This is a genomic window from Marinomonas ostreistagni, from assembly GCF_016461785.1.
GTDB lineage: Bacteria > Pseudomonadota > Gammaproteobacteria > Pseudomonadales > Marinomonadaceae > Marinomonas > Marinomonas ostreistagni_A.
The window spans coordinates 225,268-243,281 of the sequence record NZ_JAEMUH010000005.1 but is presented as its reverse complement, the minus strand read 5'-3'; the positions used below and the strand labels follow the sequence as shown (position 1 = coordinate 243,281).

The window sequence follows — 18,014 nt, the reverse complement described above, 5'->3', positions numbered from 1 at the left end:
AAACAAAAAAGCCTCGCATTAGCGAGGCTTTAATATACATGGTGCCCAGAGGCGGAATCGAACCACCGACACGGGGATTTTCAATCCCCTGCTCTACCGACTGAGCTATCTGGGCTTAACAAGTAAGCTTGATTTGGCACTTACTTTATATAAATCAGCAACTTGTCTGATTTAATAAAATAATGGTGCCCAGAGGCGGAATCGAACCACCGACACGGGGATTTTCAATCCCCTGCTCTACCGACTGAGCTATCTGGGCAAGTGCGGCGTATTATAAATAACTCACTACCACCGTCAACAGTTTTTTAATTTTTTTGTTGTTAAGTTAGTAAATTAGCTCTCTCTGGTATGATATGAACAATATAGGAGAGATGACATGCTGCACATTGTTTTGTACCAACCAGAAATACCACCTAATACGGGTAACGTTATTCGTCTATGCGCAAACACCGGCTACAAGCTTCATTTAATTGAGCCTTTAGGGTTTGATTTAGATGAAAAGAAAGTTCGACGTGCTGGTCTGGATTATCATGAGCTCGCAAATGTAAAACGCTACGAAAACTGGCAAGCTTTTTTAGAACAAAATGCAGGCCAACTTGGAACGGTATATGCCTTAACGACCAAAGGGAGTCACACCCATTCAGAAGCGTCTTTTCAGGCAAACGATGTATTAGTATTTGGTCCAGAAACACGTGGACTGCCTGCAGACTTTATTGAAGCATTACCATTTAGTCAGCGCTTACGTTTACCCATGCAACCCGGTTCACGCAGCTTAAACCTTTCAAACACGGTTGCTGTCATGGTTTACGAGTCATGGCGTCAACTTGGTTATGCCATGCCAAATGAACACCCTTAAATAGGACAAGTTATGTTGCTAGGAAAGCTGGTTCATAAAAAAAATAGGTCACGTCAACGTTATCGAAAGCAAGTTCACCTGCATGCGGTCAAAGACCTTAAGCGACGCTTTCTTATGCTGGCTGCTGTCGTTGCCGCGCACAGCGTTGCCATGGTCTACTTTGAAGACCTAGATTGGTGGCAAGCATTTTGGTTAACCATGACCTCAGCTAGCACGACTGGCTATGGAGACCTCTCTGCCGCCACCTTTTGGGGACAGCTTGCCACCATTGTATTTATTTACGGGATGGGCATTACGTTACTTGCTCAAATAGCAAGTGACTATGTTGAAATACGCCTACTTCGTAAAGAGATGAAAATTAAAGGACGTTTGGAGTGGAGCGATATGCAAGACCACCTTCTTATTATCAATACCCCCACGACTGATACTGAGCGCTATTTAACTCTCTTAGTTCAGCAAATTTGTAATACCCCTGGCCTAGACGATGCTCCGATACAAATACTGACTCCGAAATTTCCAGAAGGTTTGCCCGAGACACTTAGAGCACAAGGTGTCGTCCATCATACTGGGGACGCAACCACTCCCGGCATGCTTGATAGTGCAGGCGTGGCCAATGCCAAATACATCGTTGTACTGTCCCCTGAAAGCCTTGATGCTCATAGCGACAGCTTAGTTTTCGATACCTTACATCGCATTAAAGAAATTGGCACCAATGCTTTTATTCTGGCCGAAGCTATTGAAGACGCAAACAGAGAGCGATTTCGCCAGTCAGGAGCTAAGGCCGTCATTCGTCCTGTGCGCGCCTATCCAGAAATGCTTGTACGATCGTTAGTTGCTCCTGGTACAGAACGTGTACTAGAAGATCTATTTCGTTACCAAGGTGACCATACTATTCGTATCAATGTCTCACTTTACAATGTGAGATGGGCTGATGTTGTAACAGAATTGATTCAACGTGATTTAGGAACAGCTATTGGATTCGAAGACACGATGGGAAACATTATCACTCACCCTAAGTCCAGTGAGCGCATCAGTTTAAATGCTTTGATACTGTTAATTGGTGAAGATCAAAAGGCCCCCACAAAAGAGGACATCCTGCTAATTTTAGCTCAGCATAGCCAAGCATAAAAAAAGCCAAGCAAATGCTTGGCTTCTTTTTAAAGTTGCCCTGTTAGGACAAGGTATTTTTCCATCAACTGTTCTTCAGACTCTTTGAAATTAGGGTCATGAGGAATACAGTCTACAGGACAAACCTGCTGACATTGAGGCTCATCATAGTGGCCAATACACTCTGTGCACTTAGCCGGGTCGATGACATAAATCTCTTCGCCTTGGCTAATCGCTTCGTTAGGACACTCTGGTTCACACACATCACAATTGATGCATTCATCAGTAATCATTAGAGACATATTGCTCTCCTAATAAACCAACGCCCGTAGGCATTATAAAATCAAGAACGCTTTGTCGCCGCTTGACGATAGTGCTCTGTTAACACCTGCTTTACCTTAGGATGAACAAACATACCAAAGTCGCCGTCAAGCGAAGCTATTTCACGTACCAAAGTTGATGAGATGTACGAGTGCTTTTCTGAAGGTGTTAGAAATAAACTCTCAACATCCGGTGCAATTACTCGGTTCATATTGGCCAATTGGAACTCGTATTCGAAATCCGATACAGCGCGCAAGCCACGCACAACAACTTGGCCATTCACCGAGCGAGTAAACTCAGTTAGCAAATTATCGAAGCCTAACACTTCGACATTATCAAGATGACCTAGCACCTCTTTTGCCAACTTTATGCGTACATCGTGAGCCAAAGCAGGGCGTTTCTTTGGACTTGCTGCAACAGCAACAATGACCTTGGGAAACAGTTTCGCAGCACGTTCTACAAGATCTGCATGACCATTTGTAATCGGGTCAAATGTGCCAGGATAAACTGCGATTGTACTCATAGCTCTAGTCCAATTTTTAATATTAATTTGAAGAACCAGAAGATTCTCGGCTAACCTTTCGGCTGGGCATCATATAAGAATCTTCTACTCTTCTCAAATAAGCAGGCCATTTGTTCTAAATAACGAATGGGGCAACAAACTGTTTCAATACTGAAATCGCCAGAAAAATAAAGATTGGCGATAGGTCAAAACCACCTAAAGATGGTATGAAGCGATGACAGACACGGTACAAGGGCTCACACACCTGTCCGACCAATAGCGCTCCAGGGTGACCAGATCCAGGCGCCACCCAGCTCAGAATCACTGAGATCAGCATAGCCCAAAAATACAAATCCAATAAATGATACGCCACACCAGCCAGTGTATAGATCACATAATGAGTGGGTGTAAGCTGATAACCTACAATTGCCATAACAATCATTAGAATGACCGCTTGGACTGCCAAAGCCAGCACTACTGAAGAGGTATCAATACGTCCAATAGATGGAATAATTTTACGCAATGGCTTTAATAGCGGACTTGTTGCTTTGACAACTCCTTGGCTAATTGGGTTGTAAAAATCCGCTCGACTTAATTGCAATACCAGTCGTAGCAATACAATAAATAGATACAAATTGCCTAGCGTTTTTACCACCAAAATCAATGGATCACTCATCATTGTCTTTTTCAACCCTTATTATTTATTGGCAAACTCTTTGCCTAGCTCTTTTGATCGCGCCGCACAAGCATCTACCGCAGCAGTCATTAATGAATGAACGCCCTTATCCTCTAATGTTTCTAATGCCGCTTGGGTCGTACCGTTTGGTGAGGTAATGTTACGACGCAATTGGTCAATATCTTCATCTAACTCAGTCACCATGGCCGCTGCGCCCTTCATTGCATACGTAGCAAGCTTTCGGCTGGTTGCCTCATCTAAACCTTGAGCGATGCCAGCTTCAATCATTACTTCGAGAATACGGAAAAAATACGCTGGTGCACTGCCTGAAAGCGCCGTCACTGTGTGCATTTGCGCTTCATCATCAATCCAAACATGACTACCAAAACTATCAAAAGCCTGAGAAACCCACGTTTTTTGCGCATCTGTAGTATGAGTATTAGCGATTAAACCAGACATACCAGAGCCAACTAGCGCCGGCGTATTTGGCATAGAACGAACCACAGCCACAGGCTGTTTCAACCACGCCTCAAGCGAACTTATTTCCACACCTGCGGCAACTGAAACAAAAAGCTGATCAGGGCGTACAACCGGAGCAAACTCTTCAACTACCGTCTGTAATAGGTTTGGCTTTACACATAAGAAGATAACGTCTGCCTCCGCAACCGCTACTTTATTATCTGTGTGCATAGTCATACCAAAGCGCTGTTCTAGGCGTGGATGATCGTCAATATTGATCGAGCTCCCTACTATGGCATTCCCAGCATAACCACTTGCGCGCAAGCCGCCAATAATTGCCGATGCCATATTTCCTACGCCTATAAACGCAATTTTCAAACTCATGTTTCACCTTATTAATTTATGTTCGTTTTTTATATAAACGTATGATTTATGTGTACTGTCTAGCCCCAAAAATGGCCGTACCCACTCGTACCATTGTGCTGCCTGAAGCAATTGCTGCTGACAAGTCACCAGACATGCCAATGGAAAGAGTGTCGATCTCAGGATCCTCTGCACGCAGTAATGAAAAAGCTTTAGACAACGGTGCATATACTTCCCGCTGCAGTAACTCATCTTCCTGTGGTGCAGGAATCGCCATCAGGCCTCTCAACTTTAGATGCGGAAGACTTTTAACCAGCGTAACCATGTTATCTAAATCTGCCAAAGCGATACCGGACTTGGACTCTTCATGGCTAATATTAACTTGAATCAAAACGTTTAGTGGCGACAAATGGTCAGGTCGTTGCTCACTTAATCGGCGCGCAATTTTTTCTCGATCAACCGTATGCACCCAGTCCATCGTTTCTGCTATTTGACGCGACTTATTCGACTGTATTGGACCGATGAAATGCCATTCAATATCCTGTAAATGGGAGAGAGCTTGATGCTTTTCAACGGCCTCTTGGACATAGTTTTCGCCGAATAATCTCTGTCCAGCCATGTAGGCAATTTCTAAATCTTCAATCGGCTTTGTTTTGCTCACAGCAAGTAAACGAACATCATTTAGTTGACGGTGGCAAAGCTCTACACATTCTGAAATTTCTTGATGAACTTTTAATAAGTTTTCAGGAATTGACACAAAAACCTCATCTTTAAGCACCGTAGGCTTCATCCAAATCTTTGACAAACTTGCCATAATATTCCAAACGATACCCCATGCTCTCAGTCACAGCATTCGCCGCCGCTACCGAGGCAAAGTACAGTTTGTCGTGATTGGCCTGCTCTGGATAAAGTGCAACACCTATCTTCACTCCACCACTCAAAGCAGATATTTGACTTGGGTCCGCTTTGAGCAGTGCGCTCTGTACTTTTTCTGCCACGACAGGGGCATCGTCTAACTGAGAGATGCGCATCGCCATAACAAACTCATGATCCGAAACGTTCGCTAATAAATCATTATCACGCAAAGTTTCTCGTAATATATCGGATAACAACTTGAGTTCGTCTTCCTCGGCCTCTTCACTGACGAGTACCGAGACAAACGCCAACCGTTGAAAATAACGCCGAGCATCTCTTAACATCATGTCAAGCGCCTTAGCAAAAGCATGAGGTTGCAATAAACCTGTGATCTCATTGGTATGCTGTTGAAGCGTTATATCTGTTTGGCAGCGGGTGACCATTGCTTTTATCCACTGGGGAATAGAATGCAATACTTGCTCTAACGCCCAATAATGCGTTTGCGTCTCATAATCTGACGAGAATTTTGGAGAAAAGAGGCAAAAGGTAAACCAGTTTTTTTGGTCGTCTTGAATGCTCACCATATCGCAAGTATCAATAAAGTGTTCTGCCAAAAAATCCTGCCAACGCGACCAATCAGCACGAGCCACTAGATTCGTTTCTCGGGCAAAAGAACGGGAAGGACTGGCTACAAATGTTGCCAAAGATTGAGGAACATGAGGCAAACTACCAAGTGAGTCCCCCAAACCAGGCCAGTCCTGGTAATTCATGACGCGCCATTGCGTTAGTTCTTCATCGCACCAAAGAACACAAGGTTTCAATGTGCTAGGAAATAAGGCTTGTATGCTACTTATAATTTGCTCAACATAAATGATGAAACTGGCGCTATTTGCCACATGTTCCAATACTTTTTGGTCAGCCTTGCGTAATTGCAACAGAAAATCTCGCTGCAAAAGCGACTCATGCAACGCCTCATTAATTTGAGTGTCCTTAATTCCTATGTCCATAGACTCCATTACCAAAACAGTTCAAGCATCGAGATCACATACCCCATAACAAGCATGCGATCCTTATGCCACAACTCTAACACTAAAATTGAGTCTAATCACGAAACCACACCGTAACAGAGCTTCTAGCTTAAACTGTAAACTCGCTGGCCTGATATGTATGTCTGGGTCACACGACCAGTCATCTGTTCTCCTGTAAAGCCAGAGTTTGAGCCTTTTGATTTACGTGTCATACGGTCCCATACCCATTTATCTGTACTGTCGAAAATCACAAGGTCTGCAAAGCTTCCAACAGACAGTGAGCCGGCTTCGAGACCAAAACAAGCCGCTGGACCAACCGTTAAAGCAGTCAGTAGCTGATTAAGCTCTAAATCACCTTCATCCATCAAACGCAACGCTAAAGGTAACAGCACTTCAACGTTTGCCATACCAGGCTCTGTCGCAGCGAACGGCGCCACTTTAGCCATTTTTTCATGAGGCTGATGATCAGAACAGATCGCGTTAATCACTCCTGTTTTCAATCCTTCAATCAACGTTAAGCGATCGTTTTCAGAGCGAAGAGGTGGCAACACATGGAACTGACCATCGAATTCTTTGAGCACTTCATCAGTTAATAACAAGTTATGTAACGCCACGTCACACGTCACATCCAAGCCGGATGCCTTAGCATCAGCGATCATCTCAACCGATTTGGCGCAAGATAATCGAGCAAAGTGAGCCCTTACCCCGGTTTTCTCTACCAACAGTAAATCACGCATCAAGCCAATCGTTTCAGCCGTTTCTGGAATGCCCGCTAAGCCATGCATAGTTGACATCATTCCCTCATGAGCACAGCCACCTTCTGACAAGCTGCTATCATTGGCATGAAACACAACCAACAAATCATGTGTCGCAGCGTATTCTAATGCGCGCGATAACACTCGATTACTCGCCATGTCTCGACCATGGTTGGATAAAGCAACACAGCCAGCATCCGTCAACGCCACCATATTGCTCAATTGTTCACCTTGCAAACCTTGAGTCAGCGCACCAATCGGAAACACATTCGCCATGCCCGCTTCATCTGCTTTGTCTTGGATCAAGGCTGCTACGGCAGGAGTATCCACAATAGGTTTTGTATTCGGAGGGCAAACCAGTGTCGTCACACCACCTGATACTGCTGCACGACCTTCCGAAGCGATCGTTCCTTTCTGAGAGTAACCCGGTTCACGCAAGGCAACAGCGGTATCAACCAATCCTGGCAACACCCACCTCCCAGCCGCATCCAAGACTTCGGCATCATCAAATCCTAACGGAGCCTCACCTATTGCTACAATGCGGTGATCTTCAATGAATAAATCTACTACTGAGTCTAAATTCTGGCTTGGATCAATAACCCGACCATTCGTTATACGGAGCTTCATATCAATCCTCTTCTCCAGCAACTTGTTGCGCTTGTACTTGACCACTCATCGCCATAGACATCACAGCCATACGTACCGCAATACCATTGGTTACTTGATCGAGAATAACCGCTTGATCGCCATCTGCAACTTCAGAAGAAATCTCTACACCACGGTTAATTGGTCCTGGGTGCATAACGATTGCATCTGGCTTTGCCCAAGACAAGCTTTCTTCTGTCAATCCATATAAACGGTAAAATTCGCTCTCACTCGGCAGCAGTGCACCTGCCATACGCTCTTTTTGCAAGCGCAGCATGACTACAACATCTACATCCTCAAGACCGGCTCTTAAGTCATGACAAATGTTGGCCCCCATATCGCGGAAAAATTCCGGCACTAACGTTTTAGGCCCCACCAAACGGACTTCTTCAACGCCCAATGTTTTCAAAGCGTGCAGTTCAGAACGAGCCACTCGAGAATGAAGAATGTCGCCTACAATCGCAACCTTAAGCCCTTCAAATTGTCCCTTGTTACGACGAATCGTCAGCATATCCAACATCGCTTGCGTGGGGTGGGCATGACGGCCATCCCCCGCGTTGATGATCGCAACATTAGGAGCGCAATGCTCTGCAATAAAATGTGGTGCGCCACTGTCTTGATGTCGTACAACAAACATATCACTCTGCATCGCTTCTAGGTTTTGTAACGTATCAAGAAGGGATTCGCCTTTAGAGGTTGCTGATGTTGCAATATTGAGGTTAATCACATCAGCCGACAGGCGTTTTGCAGCTAATTCAAAGGTTGTTCGTGTTCGAGTGGAGTTTTCAAAGAATAGATTTACAACCGTTTTCCCTCGAAGTAGAGGGACTTTTTTAACGGACTGTTCTCCCATTGATAGGAAGGATTCAGCTCGATCTAGAATCTCCGTTAAAATTTCTTTGCTTAGGCCATCTAAGGTTAGAAAGTGCTTCAGCTGACCTTGTTCGTTTAACTGTAACGCCCGAGGGTCGGATCGCATCATAGTTTGCTTTCCTCAATCACTATGTATGATAGGAAAATGCCCGGCGTAGACAATTCTACAACCGGGCATTCGTGGCACTAAACATAGGCTATTTGGCTGGTCATTTTCGCCAAACACACCTCATCAGCGAACCACTGTATCCAAGCTCTAATTGTCGTATGAGTTGCTAAAAAAATAAAGCGCAGATGCCAACTTTAATCCGTTTCCATTACAGAAACCGCTAATGGTGCTGGGCCGGATAGCTTTATACGCTGTTTTTCACTCAAAGACAGATGCTCTCCCACTATATCTGCTCGAATAGGGAGCTCATGACTGTTTAAGTCAAATAGAATGGCAAGTGTAATGCTCGCTGGGCGGCCAAAGTCAAAAATCTCATTCATAGCGGCTCGAATCGTTCGGCCAGACATCAGCACATCATCCACCAAAATTACATGACGATCTTCAATGGCAGGTAAATTGGTTTGACCAACTTTTGGGTGTAACCCCGCACGAGTAAAATCATCTCGGTAAAAAGTAATATCAAGCGTCGCTAACTCTTCTTTAGTTGGCACCGCTTCAAGGATTTCATTTGCGACCCACACCCCACCAGAATGAATACCTACGACTATAGGGTTGTCAATATGTTGTTGCTGACAGTAGTCAGACAACTGCTGCTTCATAGAAGCCAGCGCTTTATCAAGATCCAATGTCATATACCGTGCTTATCCTTGGTCTATCCGTTCGATGTCTCAGCCTGCTGCGCAAACCATGATTCCAGAATCATTTGTGCTGCTAAGCCATCTACTGAATTTTCTTTAAAGTTACGATTACCACCTTGAGCAATCACTTGCCCTTTAGCTTCATAAGAAGACAGGCGCTCATCCATCATATGGTAAGGAAGGTTATAACGTCCATGCAGACGCTTAGCGAATTTCCGTGCTCGTTGACACATCTCATTCTCACTGCCATCCATATTTAAAGGCAACCCGACTACAAAAGCATCCGGTTGCCATTCTTCGACTAGTGCACTGATTGTATCCCAGTTAGGAATACCATCAGTGGCTTTAAGTGGCGCAAGCGGGCGACCTTGCCCAGTCAGGCTTTGGCCAATGGCAACCCCAATGCGGGTCGTACCAAAATCAAACCCCAATACCGCGATCGCGATATTGGGGTTTGTTGACGTCTTTGATGTGGACGTTTCAGTCATCAAGCGTGTCCTATATCCGGCGACAATAAACTCATATCAAGCCCTAGCACTTTGGTTGCAGCAGTAAACTGCATGTCACTAGGGGTGTTAAATAATACGTCTAAATCTGCCTCGCACACCAGCCAATCATTATTCGCAATTTCTCCTTCTAACTGCCCTTCTTCCCAACCGGCGCACCCTAAGGTAATCAAAAATGATTCTGGGCCATCGCCAGAAGCAATATGCTCAAGCGTTTCTAGCGAAGCTGAAAGGCAGACATCATCGGTGACTCGTAAGGTATTACCCCAGCACTTATCACTGCTATGGAGAATAAACCCACGTTCTGATTCAACAGGACCTCCAACCAAAATTTGCTCTGACGTTAACGTTGGCAACGACATTTGCATGCCTAGGTGTTCAGCCAACTCACCAAAATCGACACTTGATGGCCGATTAATGACAACTCCCATTGCTCCTGATGCCGTATGTTCACATATATACACCACCGTATGCTCAAAGTTTGGATCATTCAAATGCGGCATAGAAATCAAAAAGTGATTCTTTAACGATTGAAATGTATTCGCCATAAACAATGTCCCCTTTAAAAATGACGCAAGAGCTCGCGCCCAAACCCCTCGATCGAATAAAACGCTCTTTCTCTTAACTCTGTAAATCGAAGGCCATAATGCCAGTATAGGACAAACGGTACATTTGCCCACTCAATCGGTGCTTTTAACTGAATTATCCTTCATTCAGTATGAAATGCTGGTAAACTATGCAAAATTCAACCAAAAGGTTAATAAAAGCCTTATTTCTCACACACTGGATACAACGTAGGACACTCACTTGCACTACAAATCTCAACAAGTCAGTTTAGAGACATGGCGTGATCAGTATCTTGAAGAGACCATTGATCTGCGTTATTTCTTCCACAGTGGCTGGTCGTCCTAGGCCTTCCTTATCGTTTCGTCAATTCACTTTTTACTGACTAAGCTATGCTCTAGTCCATATTGAATACGTATTTAGGAAACTCGCCATGATTTTAGAAGCCGTCGATTACCAAAGCCCAACCGCTGCACAAGACTTTGTTAAATCCCTACGTGAGACCGGGTTCGGTGTACTTAAAAACCACCCTATTCGCCAGCAGTTAGTGTCCGATATTTACCAAAACTGGCACGACTTTTTTAACAGCGAAGAGAAACATAATTATCGCTATAATGTCGGTACGCAAGACGGCTACTTTCCACCAGATGTCTCTGAAACCGCAAAAGGACATAGTAAAAAAGACATCAAGGAGTACTTCCATTACTACCCATGGGGACAATGCCCTGCCGAGAATAAAGCAGAATTGGCTCAGTACTACGAAGAAGCGAATCAACTTGCAGAGCAATTGCTAGGATGGATCGAGCAGTACACACCGAGTGATATAGCAAGTCACTACTCTCAACCGCTATCCAGCATGATAGAAAACAGCGACCAAACCTTATTGCGGGTTTTGCACTACCCGCCATTGAAAGGTGATGAGGAGTTAGGTGCGATCCGCGCAGGTGCACACGAAGACATCAACTTGATCACCATTTTGCCAGCAGCGAATGAGCCAGGGCTTCAGGTGCAATTGAAAAATGGAGAGTGGATCGACGTGCCTTGCGATTTTGGTAATCTTATTGTCAATATTGGTGACATGTTACAAGAAGCCTCCGCGGGGTATTTTCCTTCTACTTCACACAGGGTCATTAACCCAGAAGACACTGACAAAACCAAAGCAAGAATCTCACTGCCGCTATTTCTTCATCCAAGACCAGATGTGAAGCTATCTGAGCGTCATACTGCAGGCTCATACCTACATGAACGTTTAGTCGAGCTAGGCGTCATTTAAGTCGTGGGTAAATTGTATGAAAGTGTCACTGTGACACTTTCATACTGCCTATACATTTCCCCGTTAAAATACCGCTTTTAACAATAACACCCCACCCGATACGACCAGCATCCCCATGGCTATTTGCTTTACAACATCTGCTTCAAACAGTGACAACAAGAAGCGCCTTGATAAATAAGTGCCAAACAGCACTAAAGGGATTCCGACTAAGGAAACATGAATCACAGTTAGTGATAGTGGACCACTGAATAAAGAGACTCCTGTCCTAAAGCTCGCTAAAATCAGGAACAAGCTCAGCAAAGTTGCCCTCACAACAACCAAGGGCACAGGTTGACGATACATTAGGTAGGATATCGGCGGCCCTGCTGTCGAAAAAAGACCACTTAACAAACCTGCAAAGGTACCACTGAGCGCAAAATGCCAGCTAGGAGAAGGCGTCTTGAGTGGATCAGGTTTTAACATCGAGCTAACGCAAACGAGCACCATCACTACACCCAACAACCCCTGCAAGACATCCAGTGCGGCTTGCCCCAGATGATCTAGCCAGTACAGGCCAACTGCCACCATCGGAAGAGCGGTACACAGAAACACCCACATAGAGCGAAATTGGGCTTGTCTCCAAACACCACCATAAAGTCCAGATACACCATTCACCAAGCTCAACAGACTGGCAATAAATGCCAATTCTGGAATCGACATCAATTCAAGAGCACCGCCTATTCCTAAAACAATTAGACCGAACCCAAACCCTGTTACAGTTTGAATATACGTTCCAGCTAAAATAACAAACAGCAAAACCAATATAGATGTATCTAGCATAACGCCTCAGTTTAAAGCATGAAAACACCACATCTGGACTATGAGGCAACACTTTTAGACTATCAATCAAGTAATTCCCGCAAGAACCATCTATGTTAATTCACGCAGATGATAATATTTCTTATTTCTGCCATACCACATAATAACAAGGGAGTTTGCCATGAAAGCAGCGGTTGCTAATACCTTCGGTTCCATTCTTAAGATCGAAGACGTCCAAAAGCCTACCATTGAACCTCACCAAGTGCTGGTAAAAATCCACGCCTGTGGTGTCTGCCATACAGACTTACATGCTTGCCACGGAGATTGGCCAGTTAAACCAACGTTACCTCTGATTCCTGGTCATGAAGGGGTTGGAGAAATTGTAGAAATTGGCTCTGCCGTTTCTCACCTAGCACTGGGAGACCGAGTTGGGGTGCCGTGGCTTTATAGTGCCTGTGGTCATTGTGAATACTGCTTAGCTGGACAGGAAAGTCTATGCTTGTCACAACAAAATGCGGGGTATTCTGTCGCAGGTGGCTATGCAGAGTATTGCGCAGCACACGCTGACTATGTCGTCAAAGTGCCAACAGGGTTGGACTATGTCGATGCCGCGCCGTTATTTTGCGCTGGCGTAACAACCTATAAAGCACTTAAGGTTTCGGATGCCAAACCAGGCCAATGGGTCGCTATCTTCGGAATAGGCGGATTAGGGCACTTGGCAGTGCAATATGCGGTAGCCATGGGACTTCGAGTGGTTGCAGTCGACACGGGTGATGCCAAACGCGAGTTAGCCACTTCCTTGGGTGCTGAATATTTCTTTGATTTTATGACTGACAATGTGGTTGAGGATATTAAAGCTGCCACTGGCGGCGTCCATGGCAGCGTTTGTACCGCGGTCAGTAAAGCAGGCTTTCGCCAAAGCTACGACGTTGTTCGCCGAGGCGGAAAATGTGTTTTAGTTGGCCTTCCTCCAGAAGACATGCCGTTACCAATTTTTGATACGGTATTAAATGGTGTCAGTGTCGTAGGCTCGATTGTAGGCACGCGTAAAGACTTGGAAGAGTGTCTAGAGTTTGCCGCTCGAGGCAAAGTAAAAGCGATCATTACAGAGAAAACACTGGATGACATTAACGATATTTTCCAAGACATGGAAAAAGGCGAAATTACAGGCCGAATCGTTATGAAGCTACCCTCATAACGCTAGCTTGCCTGAACATAGGCATAAATTAAAATCATAACTAGTATGCGGCGATTTTGTTTATAAAGTCGCCGCATTTTCTATTATCGCCTCTTCATTTTGTGATACCTTAAGGCTTCTTTGAACATTATTTGCAATTTTAGCGCCAACAAATGTCATGGATGGCTATATTAAGGGGGCATTGTGTTTTACCAGCGAGCGCTGTGGTTTCTGCTGACGTCCATTATCAGCTGTTTTTCAGGCTATTCTTCAGCTCAAAGTATCCTGTTTCCCGTAGAAAACTACCCACCCTATATCACAATAGACACTACAACCCATGTCGTATCAGGGATGGATATCCGCATCGTAAAAGCAGCATTTGAATCGGTTGGTATTAATGCTTCATTCGAAGCAGAGCAATGGCAAGAAATTCTACAGGGCATACAGACAGGCAAGTTTGTCGGTACGGTTAGTTGTGCACGACGACCAGAGCGCGCTCCCTATATGCTGTTTAGCGATGAAGTTAGTACAAGCAGCCGTGTCCTTATTAGCCGACCAGACTTCTCAAGCGATCAGATAGAAAGCATTTATGACCTTAGCCAATACCGAATTACGTCCGTTGCCAAGTGGGATATGGAGCAGCAGCTAACGCAACTCAATATTCCACACTCAACTGTACAAAGCATTTCGCAAGGGCTTGAACTGATTATGGCCCAAAAAGCAGATGCCTTTTATGTATCTAGCTACCCAGCCCTTCACCAAGCTAGACAAATGGGCCTGCAGAAATCTATCAAGGTCACCAGTCTGGTAGCCGAGCCATTGGTGCCATTGCATGTATGCTTTAGTAAAGCAAACCCTGAATCAAAAGATTTGCTACAAGCTTTTAATCAGGGTCTTAAAATTATTAAGCACAATGGCACATTCCAAGCCATTCGTGATGAGTACCTTTGATACGTTTATCAAATTGAACAAGCAGGAAGTTGCCAAATTTCATCTGCGTATTCTTGTATCGTTCGATCCGAGGAAAATTTGGCCATACGAGCTGTATTTAGGATCGCCATCTTCGCCCAGCGTGCTTTGTCTTTATAAACCTCAGACACCTGTTCCTGACAGTCAACATAAGCTCGATAGTCAGCTAATACCTTAAAACGATCGCCATGTTCTAGCAGTGCTGAACGAATCTCATCAAATGCATGCGGTTCACTTGGGCTAAAATAGCCTGAACATAACCAGTCAATCGCATTTTTAAGCTCTTCATCGCAGTGATAATAGTGGTATGGATTATAGCCATTACGATCCAACGCCTGCACATCCTCAACTTTCAACCCGAAAATAAAAATATTGTCAGCGCCGACTTCTTCCATAATCTCGACGTTAGCGCCATCTAAGGTTCCAATCGTCAGAGCACCATTTAACGCTAATTTCATGTTGCCCGTACCAGAGGCTTCTTTACCCGCTGTGGAAATTTGCTCAGATAGGTCCGCAGCAGGAATAATTTTAGCAGCCAGTGACACTCGATAATTGGGTAGGAAAACCACTTTTAACTTATCGTGAATACGAGGGTCATTGTTGATGACATTCGCTACCGCATTGATCGCGTAAATAATGGTTTTTGCAAGACCGTAACCTGGTGCAGCCTTTGCCCCAAAAATAAATACGCGCGGCACAATATCAAGCTGGGGATCGTTTAAAAGGCGGTGATATAAGGTCAGAATATTCAATAAGCTCAAATGCTGACGCTTGTACTCATGCAAGCGTTTAATCTGTACGTCGAACATAGCATTTGGATCCACCTCGACACCACACTCGGTTTTAATCACTTCGGCTAAGTGCTGTTTGTTTTGATGCTTAACTGCCATAAAAGCTTGTTGAAAGCTTTCATCTTCGGCAAAGTTTTCAAGCTTACGTAAGCGCTCTAGATTTTTTGGCCAATCTTTCTCAATACCATACTGATCAAACAGCTGCCCTAAACCATGATTACAGTTCAACAACCAGCGACGTGGCGTAATACCATTGGTTTTGTTGGTCAGCTTATCAGGATAAAACTCATGAAATCGAGCAAACAAATCTGTTTTTAATAGTTCTGAGTGCAGTGCTGCAACACCGTTTACTTTATGACTGCCTACCACGGCCAGATGGGCCATTCGCACCATTTTATGTTGCCCTTCTTGAATGATAGACAACTCTGCTTTGATGTCACCGCGACTAGGCCAACGCTGCTCTACTTCTTCCATAAAGCGATGATTAATCTCGTAAATCAGTTGTAGATGTCGCGGTAATACTTTCTGGAATAAACCAACACTCCAAGTTTCGAGGGCTTCCGGTAGCAACGTGTGATTAGTGTAAGCAAAGATACGGGTGACTAATGACCAAGCGTGATTCCAATGCAGACGTTTTTCATCAACCAAGATACGCATTAACTCCACCACTGCGATGGCGGGATGCGTATCGTTCAGCTGAATCGCAGCTTTCTCAGGCAGTTTATCCCAATCAGTACCACTGTTTCGCTCAAAACGACGTAGAATGTCAGCCAACGAGCAGGCGACAAAAAAGTACTGCTGCACCAAGCGGAGTTCTTTACCATTTTCAGTTTTATCGTTTGGATACAGTACCTTAGAAATAGTTTCACCAATGGCTTTGGAGCGTACAGCTTCCACGTAATCGCCTTTGTTAAACTCATCAAGATCAAAATCTTCCGTCGATCGGGAAGACCATAAACGCAGGAAATTCACTGTTTTGGTGTCATAACCTGCAACAGGAATATCATGAGGGATACCTAATACATTTTTCGTATCGACCCACAATGGATGGTAATTTCCTAAATCATCATAGGACTCTTCCACACGACCGTAGAATTGAATCGTTTGCGCGTACTCAGGTCGAACCAACTCCCAAGGAGTACCGTAGTTAATCCAAGTATCAGGGTGCTCTACTTGCTTCCCTTCGTGAAAGTCCTGTTTAAACAAGCCGAATTCATAATAGATACCATACCCGATAGCAGGTAGATCAAGTGTTGCCAGTGAGTCGAGGAAACACGCAGCAAGACGCCCTAACCCGCCGTTCCCCAATCCCATATCTACTTCCACTTCACACACGTCATCCCAAGAGAGGCCAAGCTCTTCGATGGCTTTTTGCGCTTCAGCAAAGACTCGAACATTATGAACATTATTTACTAACATCCGCCCCATCAAATATTCCATAGATAGATAGTATAAACGGCGTACATCATTATCATTATGACGGGTTTGTGTGAGCACCATGTCATCAATAATGCGATCACGAACAGCAAGGGATAAACATAACCACCAGTCTCGTTGGCTGGCTTGCTCTGCACGTAACGCCAATGTATAGCGCATGTGATATAAAATGCCCTGTTTCAGTTCAAGGCAAGAGGCCATCTTGGCCGTAGATAGCTGTTCAGATGGGGTTGGCATTGCTATCGTCCTCTATTTTCAATGGGGTTGTATGCATTATATAAGTGCTATATTGCAACTCAGTTGCGGTATCGGTCTAGGGGCAACCATGCACCTACTAAGGGTTTTATGATGGCCCAAAGCTGCATTAAGCCCATGCAAGAAAAAAGCCGACTCAATAGGCCGGCTCAAATAAGAGGAAAGAGAATGCGGACCGCACCTTACCAAACGTAATGACGCGCCTCCACATCAAGCGCAGTAAATGGAATTGAAACACCTTGCTTCTGCGACACCGCATGACACACAATTAAAGGGATCAAGTGCTCTTCACGAGGATGACAAAAACGGCCACCTTCGACTTTAGACCATTTCGACCAACGTTCTTTTGCCTCAGACATGGTCACACCTGAATTGGTGACTGTCTCATCCAGCCAAGCCTGGAACGCGTGCACATCGTGATTAACTTTTGGTGTTTTTGGCGCAAAGAACGTCCGCATATTATGAAAGCTAAAACCTGAACCAATCACCAAAGCATCTTCCGGCAATACATTAGCCAGCTGTTCACCGAATTCCCAGTGCTGAACAGGGTCTAATGAGCTCGACAGGGAAATCTGTAGTACTGGAATATTGGCCTCAGGGTACATCAATATCAGCGGTACAAACATGCCATGATCAAATCCACGACCTTCATTTAATCGAATAGGAATACCTTGAATGTCCATCTTCAACGCAATATCACGAGCCAATTGCGGAGCGCCAGGTGCAGGATATTTAATTCGGTAAGATTCATCCGGAAAACCATAGTAATCATAAATTAAATCAGGGGTCGAACTCGCTGTTATTTCAAAGCCAGTTGTTTCCCAGTGCGCACTAATCATAATAATCACCGATGGCTGCTTCGGCAGCTCATTCGTCAACGCCTGCAGCGTTGATACAAGCTCTGAGTGACTCGGGTCTCCCAATAAAGGCATCGGGCCACCACCATGAGAAACAAAAGCAACCTGAGACATATTGGACTCCTTCATAAGACCTTCAC

At 44.7% G+C, this 18,014-nt stretch carries 19 protein-coding genes and 2 tRNA genes; 5 read left to right on the top strand and 16 right to left on the bottom strand.

Going from position 1 to position 18,014, the window contains the following annotated elements:
* Nucleotides 1–39: 39 nt before the first annotated feature.
* Both JHD44_RS06935 and JHD44_RS06930 read right to left on the bottom strand, forming a co-directional pair.
* A tRNA-Phe gene (locus tag JHD44_RS06935) sits at nt 40–115 on the bottom strand.
* A 68-nt stretch (nt 116–183) separates the two neighbouring features.
* Nucleotides 184–259, bottom strand: a tRNA-Phe gene (locus tag JHD44_RS06930).
* Nucleotides 260–376: 117 nt separating this feature from the next.
* On the opposite strand from JHD44_RS06930, the gene trmL reads away from it, so the two are divergent.
* Both trmL and JHD44_RS06920 read left to right on the top strand, forming a co-directional pair.
* Nucleotides 377–856: a tRNA (uridine(34)/cytosine(34)/5-carboxymethylaminomethyluridine(34)-2'-O)-methyltransferase TrmL gene (trmL, locus tag JHD44_RS06925; protein ID WP_199462032.1), complete on the top strand. Its 480-nt coding sequence runs from the start codon at nt 377–379 to the stop codon at nt 854–856.
* A gap of 12 nt (nt 857–868) precedes the next feature.
* Nucleotides 869–1,984 carry a potassium channel protein gene (locus JHD44_RS06920; protein WP_199462031.1) on the top strand — a complete coding sequence of 372 codons (1,116 nt, stop codon included), beginning with the start codon at nt 869–871 and terminating at the stop codon, nt 1,982–1,984.
* 29 nt (nt 1,985–2,013) lie between these two features.
* On the opposite strand, the gene JHD44_RS06915 is transcribed toward JHD44_RS06920, so the two are convergent.
* The 11 genes from JHD44_RS06915 to JHD44_RS06865 form a co-directional block, all read right to left on the bottom strand.
* Nucleotides 2,014–2,265: a YfhL family 4Fe-4S dicluster ferredoxin gene (locus tag JHD44_RS06915; protein ID WP_199462030.1), complete on the bottom strand. Its 252-nt coding sequence runs from the start codon at nt 2,263–2,265 to the stop codon at nt 2,014–2,016.
* A gap of 41 nt (nt 2,266–2,306) precedes the next feature.
* Nucleotides 2,307–2,807, bottom strand: coding sequence for a pantetheine-phosphate adenylyltransferase (coaD, locus tag JHD44_RS06910; RefSeq protein WP_199462029.1), 501 nt, complete (start codon nt 2,805–2,807; stop codon nt 2,307–2,309).
* 115 nt (nt 2,808–2,922) lie between these two features.
* Complete coding sequence (locus JHD44_RS06905; protein WP_199462028.1) at nt 2,923–3,465, bottom strand: YggT family protein; 543 nt, start codon at nt 3,463–3,465, stop codon at nt 2,923–2,925.
* Nucleotides 3,466–3,483: 18 nt separating this feature from the next.
* The gene (proC, locus tag JHD44_RS06900) at nt 3,484–4,305 is read right to left on the bottom strand and encodes a pyrroline-5-carboxylate reductase (RefSeq protein WP_199462027.1); all 822 of its coding nucleotides are present in this window, start codon (nt 4,303–4,305) and stop codon (nt 3,484–3,486) included.
* A 46-nt stretch (nt 4,306–4,351) separates the two neighbouring features.
* Entirely contained in the window at nt 4,352–5,074 is a 723-nt protein-coding gene (locus tag JHD44_RS06895; protein WP_199462062.1) for a YggS family pyridoxal phosphate-dependent enzyme, read from the bottom strand.
* Complete coding sequence (locus tag JHD44_RS06890; RefSeq protein WP_199462026.1) at nt 5,055–6,146, bottom strand: GGDEF domain-containing protein; 1,092 nt, start codon at nt 6,144–6,146, stop codon at nt 5,055–5,057. The genes JHD44_RS06895 and JHD44_RS06890 overlap by 20 nt, the downstream gene beginning before the upstream one ends.
* 125 nt (nt 6,147–6,271) lie before the next feature.
* Complete coding sequence (locus JHD44_RS06885) at nt 6,272–7,549, bottom strand: dihydroorotase (RefSeq protein WP_199462025.1); 1,278 nt, start codon at nt 7,547–7,549, stop codon at nt 6,272–6,274.
* A gap of 1 nt (nt 7,550) precedes the next feature.
* The gene (locus JHD44_RS06880; RefSeq protein WP_199462024.1) at nt 7,551–8,549 is read right to left on the bottom strand and encodes an aspartate carbamoyltransferase catalytic subunit; all 999 of its coding nucleotides are present in this window, start codon (nt 8,547–8,549) and stop codon (nt 7,551–7,553) included.
* Between the two features lie 194 nt (nt 8,550–8,743).
* A complete protein-coding gene (gene pyrR, locus JHD44_RS06875; protein WP_199462023.1) occupies nt 8,744–9,241 on the bottom strand; it encodes a bifunctional pyr operon transcriptional regulator/uracil phosphoribosyltransferase PyrR in 498 nt (165 codons plus the stop codon).
* Between the two features lie 20 nt (nt 9,242–9,261).
* Entirely contained in the window at nt 9,262–9,735 is a 474-nt protein-coding gene (ruvX, locus tag JHD44_RS06870) for a Holliday junction resolvase RuvX (protein ID WP_233401829.1), read from the bottom strand.
* Nucleotides 9,735–10,301, bottom strand: a complete 567-nt coding sequence (locus tag JHD44_RS06865) for a YqgE/AlgH family protein (RefSeq protein WP_199462022.1) — start codon at nt 10,299–10,301, stop codon at nt 9,735–9,737. Before JHD44_RS06865 ends, ruvX begins: the two co-directional genes overlap by 1 nt.
* A gap of 449 nt (nt 10,302–10,750) precedes the next feature.
* Here JHD44_RS06865 and JHD44_RS06860 point away from each other — a divergent pair, with 449 nt between their 5' ends.
* Nucleotides 10,751–11,590: an isopenicillin N synthase family dioxygenase gene (locus JHD44_RS06860; RefSeq protein ID WP_199462021.1), complete on the top strand. Its 840-nt coding sequence runs from the start codon at nt 10,751–10,753 to the stop codon at nt 11,588–11,590.
* Between the two features lie 63 nt (nt 11,591–11,653).
* Here JHD44_RS06860 and JHD44_RS06855 read toward each other — a convergent pair whose 3' ends face one another.
* Nucleotides 11,654–12,409 carry a sulfite exporter TauE/SafE family protein gene (locus JHD44_RS06855; protein ID WP_199462020.1) on the bottom strand — a complete coding sequence of 252 codons (756 nt, stop codon included), beginning with the start codon at nt 12,407–12,409 and terminating at the stop codon, nt 11,654–11,656.
* A 160-nt stretch (nt 12,410–12,569) separates the two neighbouring features.
* Here JHD44_RS06855 and adhP point away from each other — a divergent pair, with 160 nt between their 5' ends.
* Together adhP and JHD44_RS06845 are read left to right on the top strand one after the other, a co-directional pair.
* Entirely contained in the window at nt 12,570–13,586 is a 1,017-nt protein-coding gene (adhP, locus tag JHD44_RS06850; protein ID WP_199462019.1) for an alcohol dehydrogenase AdhP, read from the top strand.
* Between the two features lie 183 nt (nt 13,587–13,769).
* On the top strand, nt 13,770–14,516 hold the full coding sequence (locus tag JHD44_RS06845; RefSeq protein WP_199462018.1) for a transporter substrate-binding domain-containing protein: 747 nt from the start codon (nt 13,770–13,772) through the stop codon (nt 14,514–14,516).
* Nucleotides 14,517–14,524: 8 nt separating this feature from the next.
* On the opposite strand, the gene JHD44_RS06840 is transcribed toward JHD44_RS06845, so the two are convergent.
* Together JHD44_RS06840 and JHD44_RS06835 are read right to left on the bottom strand one after the other, a co-directional pair.
* Nucleotides 14,525–16,999 carry a glycogen/starch/alpha-glucan phosphorylase gene (locus JHD44_RS06840; RefSeq protein ID WP_233401827.1) on the bottom strand — a complete coding sequence of 825 codons (2,475 nt, stop codon included), beginning with the start codon at nt 16,997–16,999 and terminating at the stop codon, nt 14,525–14,527.
* A 200-nt stretch (nt 17,000–17,199) separates the two neighbouring features.
* Nucleotides 17,200–17,988, bottom strand: coding sequence for a DODA-type extradiol aromatic ring-opening family dioxygenase (locus JHD44_RS06835; RefSeq protein ID WP_199462017.1), 789 nt, complete (start codon nt 17,986–17,988; stop codon nt 17,200–17,202).
* Between the last annotated feature and the right edge of the window lie 26 nt (nt 17,989–18,014).